This is a genomic window from Sphaerospermopsis reniformis (assembly GCF_005402885.1).
GTDB classification, from domain to species: domain Bacteria; phylum Cyanobacteriota; class Cyanobacteriia; order Cyanobacteriales; family Nostocaceae; genus Sphaerospermopsis; species Sphaerospermopsis kisseleviana.
Genome location: NZ_BJCE01000651.1, coordinates 1 through 250, shown reverse-complemented (window position 1 = coordinate 250; position 250 = coordinate 1). Strand labels below are relative to the sequence as shown.

The window sequence follows — 250 nt, the reverse complement described above, 5'->3', positions numbered from 1 at the left end:
AGTTAATTGTAGATAGCTTTGAGCAAGCTATAGAAAGACCTGAAGACAATGATGAGCAAAAAAGATACTATTCGGGAAAGAAGAAATATCACTCATTTAAAAATCAAGTTGTCACCATGCCAAAAGGTAAAGATATAGTAGATGTGACGGTAGGCAAGCCAGGACCAACTAGCGATATTTCTTTGTTTAGAGGTCAACAAGAAAAATTTGATTCTGGACAGAGATTTCAAGGAGATAAAGCTTATATAGG

General features: G+C 35.2%; 1 protein-coding gene. It reads left to right on the top strand.

The window, feature by feature from the left end; all coding sequences use genetic code 11:
• A partial coding sequence (locus FFR48_RS28710; RefSeq protein WP_162502009.1) for a transposase family protein occupies window positions 1-250 on the top strand: 250 nt, incomplete at both ends.